General features: G+C 64.1%; 8 protein-coding genes. 3 read left to right on the top strand and 5 right to left on the bottom strand.

What is annotated here, in order from left to right; genetic code table 11:
* Positions 1-79 precede the first annotated feature (79 nt).
* The 5 genes from MELE44368_RS26985 to MELE44368_RS04145 all read right to left on the bottom strand — a co-directional run bounded on the left by MELE44368_RS26985 (position 80) and on the right by MELE44368_RS04145 (position 7,377).
* Positions 80-2,134 (bottom strand): EspK C-terminal domain-containing protein, encoded by a 2,055-nt coding sequence (locus MELE44368_RS26985; protein ID WP_241566476.1) that lies wholly within the window; start codon positions 2,132-2,134, stop codon positions 80-82.
* Between the two features lie 303 nt (positions 2,135-2,437).
* On the bottom strand, positions 2,438-3,355 hold the full coding sequence (locus MELE44368_RS04165; RefSeq protein WP_241566471.1) for an ESX-1 system-associated protein: 918 nt from the start codon (positions 3,353-3,355) through the stop codon (positions 2,438-2,440).
* Between the two features lie 149 nt (positions 3,356-3,504).
* The gene (locus MELE44368_RS04160; protein WP_128107324.1) at positions 3,505-4,293 is read right to left on the bottom strand and encodes a PE domain-containing protein; all 789 of its coding nucleotides are present in this window, start codon (positions 4,291-4,293) and stop codon (positions 3,505-3,507) included.
* A 712-nt stretch (positions 4,294-5,005) separates the two neighbouring features.
* The gene (locus MELE44368_RS04150; RefSeq protein WP_128107323.1) at positions 5,006-5,860 is read right to left on the bottom strand and encodes an LLM class F420-dependent oxidoreductase; all 855 of its coding nucleotides are present in this window, start codon (positions 5,858-5,860) and stop codon (positions 5,006-5,008) included.
* A gap of 20 nt (positions 5,861-5,880) precedes the next feature.
* Positions 5,881-7,377 carry a potassium/proton antiporter gene (locus tag MELE44368_RS04145; RefSeq protein WP_128107322.1) on the bottom strand — a complete coding sequence of 499 codons (1,497 nt, stop codon included), beginning with the start codon at positions 7,375-7,377 and terminating at the stop codon, positions 5,881-5,883.
* 141 nt (positions 7,378-7,518) lie between these two features.
* Between MELE44368_RS04145 and MELE44368_RS04140 the strand changes: the two genes are divergently transcribed.
* The 3 genes from MELE44368_RS04140 to MELE44368_RS04130 all read left to right on the top strand — a co-directional run bounded on the left by MELE44368_RS04140 (position 7,519) and on the right by MELE44368_RS04130 (position 9,128).
* Positions 7,519-8,214, top strand: coding sequence for a potassium channel family protein (locus MELE44368_RS04140; RefSeq protein ID WP_128107342.1), 696 nt, complete (start codon positions 7,519-7,521; stop codon positions 8,212-8,214).
* Positions 8,215-8,307: 93 nt separating this feature from the next.
* Positions 8,308-8,652, top strand: coding sequence for a lsr2/espR transcriptional regulator (locus MELE44368_RS04135; RefSeq protein ID WP_128107321.1), 345 nt, complete (start codon positions 8,308-8,310; stop codon positions 8,650-8,652).
* Entirely contained in the window at positions 8,649-9,128 is a 480-nt protein-coding gene (locus MELE44368_RS04130; protein WP_128107320.1) for an NADH-quinone oxidoreductase subunit B family protein, read from the top strand. The genes MELE44368_RS04135 and MELE44368_RS04130 overlap by 4 nt, the downstream gene beginning before the upstream one ends.
* Positions 9,129-9,169: the final 41 nt, after the last annotated feature.

Below are 9,169 nucleotides of genomic sequence, written 5' to 3'. Positions count from 1 at the left end.
AAACCTACAGAACCTGGCTCCAAATCGCTTGACATCAATAGGAGCATCAAAATGGGCGCGCCGTCGTACCGGGTTCGTTTCAGACGCTGGCACTTGCAGCGATCGCGTCCGCCGACAGGACGCTCAGGTGTTGCCAATAGATCCAATCGGCGATCGCGGCACGTTGGCTGGCTTCATCGGTTGCGATGTGCGCGTCGTGGAGCGCCAACTCCTGGGCATGCTCCGCGTAGGTGACAAAGGCTGCCAGCTGAACCTGTCCGCGGTCGGGCGCATTGCTAAGGAGCGGTCGAAATACTTCGAACCACAACTCCGCGCGTTGATCTTGGGGCGCTTCGGTGTCTGTGGGCGCTGGAGGCAATACGTCGGACAGGCCACCGCCGCTAATGGCGGCGAGCCTAGTTGCGGCATCGGCGGCGATCACCTGCAAGCGGCGACGGCCTTTCATTTCGCCGCTCTGCGGTATGTCGTCGGGCCGCAGAACAATTTTGGGTGCGCCGGGATCGAAGCCCTTGAACTGGTCCTCGGTGGCGATGACCGCTCGCAGTTCAGTGTTGTGGTGCTGTGCCCAACCATGCAGCGCCAGAATCGGATACGTAGCCCAGGTGCCGCGGATGGTAGCCGGGATGGACTCATCTGCTGACGCCATCTTCACCGGGTCCGGCAGGTTGACGCCCTCGGGTATATAGCCCAGTCCGTAGTTGTTGGCGACGACGATGGTGCCATCCTTGGCGAGGCCGGTGATCCAAAAGAACCCGATATCGTTGATCCCCACGTTGAGAGCTGCGGCGATGCGATGGGCGACTTGGACCGGATCAGTTGCCGAGGGTCGCCGTAGTGTCGCGGCAGCGATGGCCTCACGCTGTGCACGTGCCGCCGATACCGGTACCGGTGCGGGCGCACCGACAGTGCTCGAACCCGCTGCGGCCGCAGCCGGAGCGACGCTGGGCCCGGCAGTTGCCGGAGTAGCGGGTGCCGCCGGTGGAGGCGTCGGCGGTGGGCCCAGCGGGACAGCACCTCCAGGCGCGGCACCGCTGCCGGGCGCGGGTGTGACGGGCGCTGGGGCGGTGACGCCAGCGCTGGCGCCGGCAGGTGAGGTTGGTGCGGGTGGAGGGGTTGCCGTCGGAGTATCGGCTACCAGGGGTGCATTGAGAGGTTGAGCGGTGGGCGCGGCCTCTATCGGAGCTGCGGCTGGCTGTGGAGGTGGAATCGACGTCTGCGCTGCGGTTTTCGCCGCGGCATCCGCCATCGAGCGTTGAAACTCCGCGAGCTGTGTCTGTTGATTGGCCGCTGCTGCAGCAGGATTCGAGGTGATCGGCGGGCTGGAGGTGGACGTCGACGGTGCCGACGTGCCCGACAAGGGACTCGCCGATGTGCCGACGCTGGGCGCGGATGGTGCGACGGAAGCGCCTGGGGTGCTGGGGACTACGGGTGCTACAGGGGCCACTGCAATAGGAGCGCCTGGGCCGGCTTCCGGTGGGATGGGCGGCGACGGATCAGCCACAACTTCGTCGCCACCCACACCCGACAAACCACTACGGGAAGGTACGGGGCCATAGTCTTCGGCCGGCACTTTGGGCGGCAGGTTTGTGTGCACTTCCTTCCCGCCGACGCCCGCCAGGGCGCCATCTGCCGGCAGAGCGTTAGGTGGTGGTGTGCGCGTCAATACTGGTGGCGTGGTTTTCAACTCATCTCCGCCGACACCGGACAGATGGCTAACGAGAACGACTCGAGTGGCTGAAGTGTCGGCTGCAGCGCCAAGTTGGGACTCGTTGCCTGCTGTGCCATTTATGCTGTCGATAGATGGCGACGCCTTCCCCGAGACGTGCGAAGCCGCCAAAGCGACGATGTCGAGGTTCTCGTTACGGGTTGATTCCACGACCGCATCGACTGCCGACTTCTTCTCCGACTCCAAGCCATCTGCACGCAGAATGATGTCAATCAATTCGTGTGCGAGATCGACGTTATCGATGATGCCGTTCTTCGCACTCGTCACAGAGATGACGCTGTCACGATAGAGCTGTTCGGAGGCGTCGAGCTTGCCCTTGACCGCCTGTATATCGGCGATCCGCTTATCGAGCGCAGCGTTAGCGGATATCGCCCCTCCCCCTGACCAGAGGCCGACTCCGCCGAACATTGCACTGCGTTCTTGTCTTGCGGCATCAAGCTGTGCGCCAAGAGTCTTCGAAACTATGCCGATTGCATCTGCGCATGCTTGCAGTACATCTTCGTCTACGTCAGGCCATGCCGGTGGCGCTGCCATCCCGTACCGATCGTTTGGTCGCGAGATACCCATTGTTAAGTCACGCGCACTCGATGAAGGGATCGTTAAGACTGTGCGGCGACCATCGCGATGTCGTTGTGCGCCATGGCCAGCCAACCAGCCGCGGTACACGTTTAGGGGCAGTAAGACTGGATGGCTCAACTGTCCTTTGCTCCATTACGCACCCGCCGCCTTGCATGCATCGAATATCGCGTTGGTGAGGTCGACAGCCACTCCAGAGAGGTAAGAATCGGCTGACGTGTAAGTAGGCAGCGCTTCAACAAACGCACGGCGGTACTGCGCAGCGAGGACTGCGAAATCCTCCAGTGTTGCGCTCTCGCTACGGCGACCGAGATCCTCTACGTCATCGGCGAATGTGCTAATCACTGTCTTAAGTGAATCGGCAACCGAGCGCTGCTCGGGATTCCATTCAGCAAAAGGTTTACTCGCGTCGATTGTGCCCCAAGCGGTGGTGTCAGCTTGGAACCGACGCAATAAGCCTTCCCACTCCCCGCATGTTGGATCCGGCGTTGTTAAGAATTGTTCCGGGTTGTTGGGATTCTGAATCGCTGCAATTCGAGATGGTGGATCGGGAGCTGGAAGCAGAGGCGCCCACGCTTGAGCAGTGCCGTAGGTGATCGAGGCACACAAGTTCGCCAAAGCCGACGATGTGTCAGCAGCGACGATGGCTAGATAATTGTCGACGGGCTCGTAAGTGGGAATGGCGTTTCCGTAAGCGCGCGCATATGCAATGAACTGCTCGTAGAGTTTGCGGATCACGCGATGAGGTGTGATCTCGACCAGCCGTGTCGATTGGTCTGCTGCTGCGATCATCGCCCGCCCCACCGCGTGGTACTGCGTGCGCTGTTCGGTTGTCCATTGCTCGGCGGGGATGGAACGGTCGATGCTGTCCCATCCGTTATGTTGCGCCTGAGCAAGCGTGCTGTTGATCGGAGTCCACGCTGCACATGTCGGGTCTTCGGTGATGATGTTGGCGGGGCCTTTGTCGTCGGCGCTCGCTAGGCCAAATGTGTTGGCCGACGGATTCGAGCCGTCGCTGCCGTCGTCCTTCGTCACCGAAATCGTCACTGCCACAGTCACTCCGATGACCACAAGCAACGCTACGGCGCCCAACGCCCACTTCCAGCCGTTGCCCCGCTTCTTCGGCGGCGGCCCCGGAGACCATTGCTGTGGCGGCCACGGCGGCTGCTGCGGAGGGTAGGGGCCTCCCGGCGGCGGATGACTCATAGTGCGGTCTCCGGCGCCGCCTCAGCCGGGCGCGTCGGCGCCGGCTTCGGTGGCACCGCGGGCGGCGGCGGTTCGAACTCCTGCACCTGCGGCTCGGGCGCCCGTTCACCGCCAGCAGTGCTAGGCGCGGCTCCCTGGACCTCGGCCCGTGGCGTCTCTGCCCCAGGCGGCTCTTTCTCTGTCGTCGACGCCGAAACCGCCTCGTCTCCTTCGGGTTTCAGTTCATCCTCGGCACTTGCCATCTCCGACACCTGCCCGACCTGTTGCATGGCGCTCTGCAAGCCCTGCATCATCGCCGCCGGGATTGCCCCTGCCATGCCAGCCAACTGCATCGGAATCTGAGCTGCCTGTTGCGCCAATTGCATTGGCATCTGCATCATCTGGCCCATCTGGCCGGCCTGCTCAGCTGCACCAGCACCCGACGTCGTTGCACCCTCCGCCGCACCAGCACCCGAGCCACCGCCTGTGGACCCTGCTTCATCCCCGTCCAACTCGCTCAGGCGCTTCAGAATCTCTTCGGCAAGCTGCCGATCAGCCGCGTCATACATACCGGCCGCGGTCAACACGTTCTGCGCGTAACGCGTCAACTCCTCTTTGGTCACCGGGAGTTGAGCCAGTACCGGGTCCACCACTTCGGCGACCTTGCCCGCAATCGCGACCGACAGCGCATCCGCGCCCGTCGGACTGAACGAGGCCGGCGGGGGAGGGATCGCCGCCGCGAGCGCCTGCAGTCTGCTCCCAGCCTCGAGCACCAACGGCGCGTCGATCCGCAGGGTCTCTGTCATTGGCACTCCGCACAGCGGCCATCTCGGCGCCGAATTGATTGGCAAGCCTCGTCAGGCGTCACTTCGCAAATGCTACCTGAACAGCAACCCCCGCAGTCGCACGAATTTGCGGCCCCAAGACGGCGCCGGAATGCTCGATCGACACCGTCGTCTACCAGCCAAAACTCGAGTAATGGCCACGTCGGAGAGTTACGAGGCCGATCCGACGCGCGCCCAGACTATCCCAGGAAAAGAGTCCGCAAGCCGGCCAGCTAGCAAACAATCTCAGGCCGGCACGCGAGGCATCGCCCGACGCGCGCCCGGCGCGACAGGAGTGCAGGAGCACCCCATCGCAGATATTCACATCAGTCACAACTGCATCAGAAAAAACATCAGATGATATTTCGGCGCGCCTCGGACCGTTTGCTTGACCCCAGGTATCTAATGACTTCATGGGGGGCGCTGCGATATGGTAGAGCCCTGATCAGCAACATATATCGACACAGGAGTCAGTTCCGTGTACCTCAACCCGCTTTCTCGTTCACGGGTGAGTCGAATCGCCTGGTCACTTTTCCGTCATCCCTTGAAGAGCCGCGGATTCCCCGCGAAGGCTGAGCGCCTGATCACGCCGGACGAACTCCTTCGTTACGGGTTCTAGCGAACTCACCAGCCACAGCCCATTGGCGACGGCCGGCCGCCTGTCACTCGTTTGCCGGCCGTTACCTTTTTGTGATCATTGCCCGTCGAGCAGGCCCGACACCCTGATCTCTTCCGCCAGCGGCTCCAGAACGCGTGGGTCGTGCGGCGGTGGCAGGTAGACGATCGCTAGGTCCAGCCCTTCTTTCCCCAGCGCCGCCGCCTCCTCGACGACCGCGCCGTAATTGAGATCCGGGTTCAGCCGGACATGGGCCGACAGCATGATCTCGCCGGGATCGCGGCCGATGTCTGCGCAGTGCGCGGCCAACACTTCGCGCTTACGTGCGAACACATCCGGCGGTCCACCGACGAAATTCCAGTGTTGCGCGTACTTGGCGGTGATCTTCAGCGTGCGTTTCTCTCCATTGCCGCCGATGCAGATCGGCGGGTGCGGCTGTTGCGGCCCCTTCGGTTCGTTGCGTGCATCCTTGAGTTGGTAGAACTTGCCGTCGAACGTGGTGGTTTCCTGGCTCAGCAGCCCGGTGAGCACCTCGCAGGCCTCCTCGAAACGATCGAAGCGTTCCTTGATGGTGCCCAGCTCGATGCCGTAGGCACCGGACTCCTCTTCGTTCCAGCCGGCGCCGATGCCGAGCTCCAGACGGCCGTCGGAGATGATGTCCAGCGACGCGGCCATGTTGGCTAGCACCGCCGGATGACGGTAGTGGATGCCGGTCACCAACGTCCCGAGCCGTAGTCGCTTGGTTGCCTGCGCCAACGCCGTCAACGTGATCCAACCTTCCAAACACGGGCCGGTCGAGTCGGAGAAGATGGGGTAGAAGTGATCGAAAGTCCAACCAGACTCGAAGATCTCGATATCGTCGGCGGCCTGCCAAACGGCCAGCATGTCCGCCCAGGTGGTGTTCTGCGGGGACGTCTTGAATGCGAAGCGCATTTCGTCGAGCGTAGTCGCCGTTACCCGGCTTCGCCGTACTCGTCGAACCAGTGCGCGAGCTTTCCGCGCCGGCTGACCGCTCGCAGCCTCCGCTCGGTGGCCGCTCGTGTCTTGCTCGTGGTGACGATGAGCAGTTCGTCGCCGATGGCAAGCCGGGTGTCGGGTTGCGGCACGAACGTGTTTCCGTCGCGGATGATCAACGTGATCACGCTCGGGTCGGGTAGCCGCAGTTCGCGGACGGTGACGTTGTGCAGGCGCGACGGTGCGTGCACAGTCATCGTGAGCAGTTCGGCCTCGAGCACGTCCAGCGGAGCCGACTCCACCTGGATCTCGCGGGTGGCCTCCTTCGATATCAGCCCCAACCGGCGCGCCACCAGACCCAGGCTTGGCCCCTGCACCAGGGTGAACACCACGACGAGGATGAACACGATGTTGAGCAACCGAAGGCTGTCGGGAACGCCGCCGACGATCGGAAAGGTCGCCAACACGATCGGGACCGCACCCCGCAATCCCGCCCATGACACGAAAAGCTGTTCGCGCCAAGGTATTCGGAACCCGAGAAGGGAAATCGCGACGGACAGTGGCCGTGCGATCAACAACAGGACGAGTCCGATGACGACCGCGGGCAGCACCTCGGCGGCCAGATCGCCCGGATCCACCAGCAGGCCGAGCAACACGAACAGGCCGATCTGTGCCAGCCAGGCCAGTCCCTCGGCGAACGAGCGCGTCGCCGAGCGGTGGGGGAGCCCGGAATTGGCGAGCACCAGCGCAGACACGTACGCCGCAAGGAACCCGCTGGCGTGTGCCGCACCCGCCGCCGCAAAGGCCACCATGCCCAGACCGAACGCCGCGAGCGGATACAAGCCGGAGGCCGGAAGCGCGATCCGGCGCAGGCCGAAGGCACCCACCACGCCGAGGACCACGCCGATCACGCCGCCCGCCGCCAACTCATAGGCCACCGTCACGAGCGTGTGCACCGGGGAGAGCTCCAGCGGTGCGGCGCTGAACAACAGAACGAGGATGACGGCCGGGGCATCGTTGAAACCCGACTCGGCTTCGAGCAACCCCGCGACCCGCCGGGGCAGGGGCACGACCCGCAGCACCGAGAACACCGCGGCCGCGTCGGTCGACGAGACGATTGCACCCAGCAGCAGCGCCAGTTGCCAGTCCATGCCCAGCAGCAGATGCGCACCCGCCGCGGTGACGATCATGCTGACGCCGACGCCGACGGTGGCCAGCACCCCGGCTGGAGCCAATACCTTGCGGATGTCGGCGAAATTGGTGGTCAGGCCGCCCTCGATGAGGATGATCGCCAAGGCCACGGTGCCGAGGTGGTCCGCGAGCAGATAGTTGTCGAACTGCAGTCCCAGCCCGTCCTCGCCGACGATGACGCCGACGGCCAGGAACAGCAGCAGGCTCGGTAAGCCGATGCGGCTGGCCGCCCGCGTGGCCACGATGCTGGCCAACAGCACGAGCCCACCCGCGAGCAGCATCAGATACAGCTGCTGCAGGGTCATCTCTTCCCCGTTCGGGACCGGGTGGCTGGTGCGATGTGCAGTCAACACCTACCACGGCAGCGGATAAGTCAGTATGAAATGGTGGTCCGCCTTTGGAAGCGATCTGCCGAGGTGTCAAGCGGTGCGGAGGAACGCCGCTCGATGCGCATCGGCATCGCGGGTGCGGGAGCGGTCGGCCGCTCGGTCGCCCAGGAGCTGATCGACTACGGGCACAAGGTCTTGCTGATCGAGCACAGCGTCCGGCACTACGAGCCCCACACCGTGCCCGAGGCCGACTGGTTGTTGGCCGACGCCTGCGAAGTGGCTGTGCTGCAGGAGGCGGGGATCGAGACTTGCGACGTGGTGATCGCCGCAACGGGCGACGACAAGGTGAACCTGACCATGTCGCTGTTGGCCAAGACAGAGTTCGGGGTGGGCCGGGTGCTCGCGCGCGTCAACGACATGCGCAACCAGTGGCTGTTCAACGAGGCGTGGGGCGTCGACCTCGCGGTGTCCGCGCCGGCGGCCCTGGTCGCGGCGATCGAGGGCGCCATCGACATCGGGCATGTGGTTCGGTTGATGGAGCTGCGGCAGGGGCAGGTCAGCTTGGCCAAACTCACGCTGCCCGAAGGGGATCCGTTGGTGGGCCGACGGATGGCCGACTTGCCGCTGTCGGAGAACAGCGCGTTGGCGATCGTCATCCGGGAGAGCGGGATCGTTCTCCCGACGCCCGACGATGTGCTCGAAGCGGGCGACGAGATGCTGTTCTTCGTCGGCGGCGGCGTGACGAACGAGGTGTCGGCGCTTGTCCAGGGGGTCATCGAACCCCTCGACGACCAGGCCCATCCCGCCGACTGATCGGACCGGATGAAGCCGCGCGGTTATGCGCTCGCTCAACTATCTGATAAAGTTTTCAACTATTAAATTTTAGAAAACAACATTTCTTCAGGGGTGTCGGTGGAGCCGCTGTACAAGCTCAAGGGCGATTTCTTCAAGACCCTCGGCCATCCGGCACGCGTCCTGATCTTGGAGCTGCTGGTCGAGAAGGACCGTTCCGTCGGCGAACTGCAGCCGGAGGTCGGACTTGAATCCTCCAACCTCTCGCAGCAGTTGGGTGTGTTGCGCAGGGCCGGGGTCGTGACGGCCCGCAAGGAGGGCAACAGCGTCATCTACTCCATCGCCTCACCGGACATCGCCGAGCTGCTCGCGGTCGCACGCAAGGTGCTGACGACGGTGCTCAGTGACCGCGTCGCCGTCCTGGAGGACCTTCGTGCCGATGTCGAGGGCGAGCAATGAGCTGGCTGCGCAAGATATTTCGCATCGGGCGCATCGTCGAGCCGAAGCCGCCGGCACCGGAGCCGACGGTACAACCGCCTGCGGGCGTGCGGGGTTCGCTGCAGATCCGCCACGTCGACGCCGGTTCGTGCAACGGCTGTGAGGTGGAGGTCGGCGGAGCGTTCGGCCCCGTCTACGACGCCGAGCAGTACGGAGCCCGCCTGGTGGCCTCCCCTCGGCACGCCGACGCCCTGCTGGTCACCGGCGTCGTCACCCGCAACATGGCCGAACCACTTCGCAACACCGTCGAGTCCACCCCCAAACCGCGGGTGGTCATCGCCTGTGGTGACTGCGCCCTGAACCGGGGCGTCTTCGCCGACGCCTACGGGGTGGTCGGCGCGGTCGGCGAAGTGGTCCCCGTCGACGTCGAGATACCGGGCTGTCCGCCCACCCCCGACCAGATCGTCGCCGCACTGCGATCGGTGACCGGCAAGTGACCGCGACGCTGGCGGCTCCACCAAGGAGCTCGCGAAAACCC

Source organism: Mycolicibacterium elephantis DSM 44368 (assembly GCF_004014805.1).
Classification (GTDB): Bacteria; Actinomycetota; Actinomycetes; order Mycobacteriales; family Mycobacteriaceae; genus Mycobacterium; species Mycobacterium elephantis.
The sequence above is the reverse complement of the archived record's forward strand: the minus strand, read 5'-3'. Positions and strand labels throughout refer to the sequence as shown.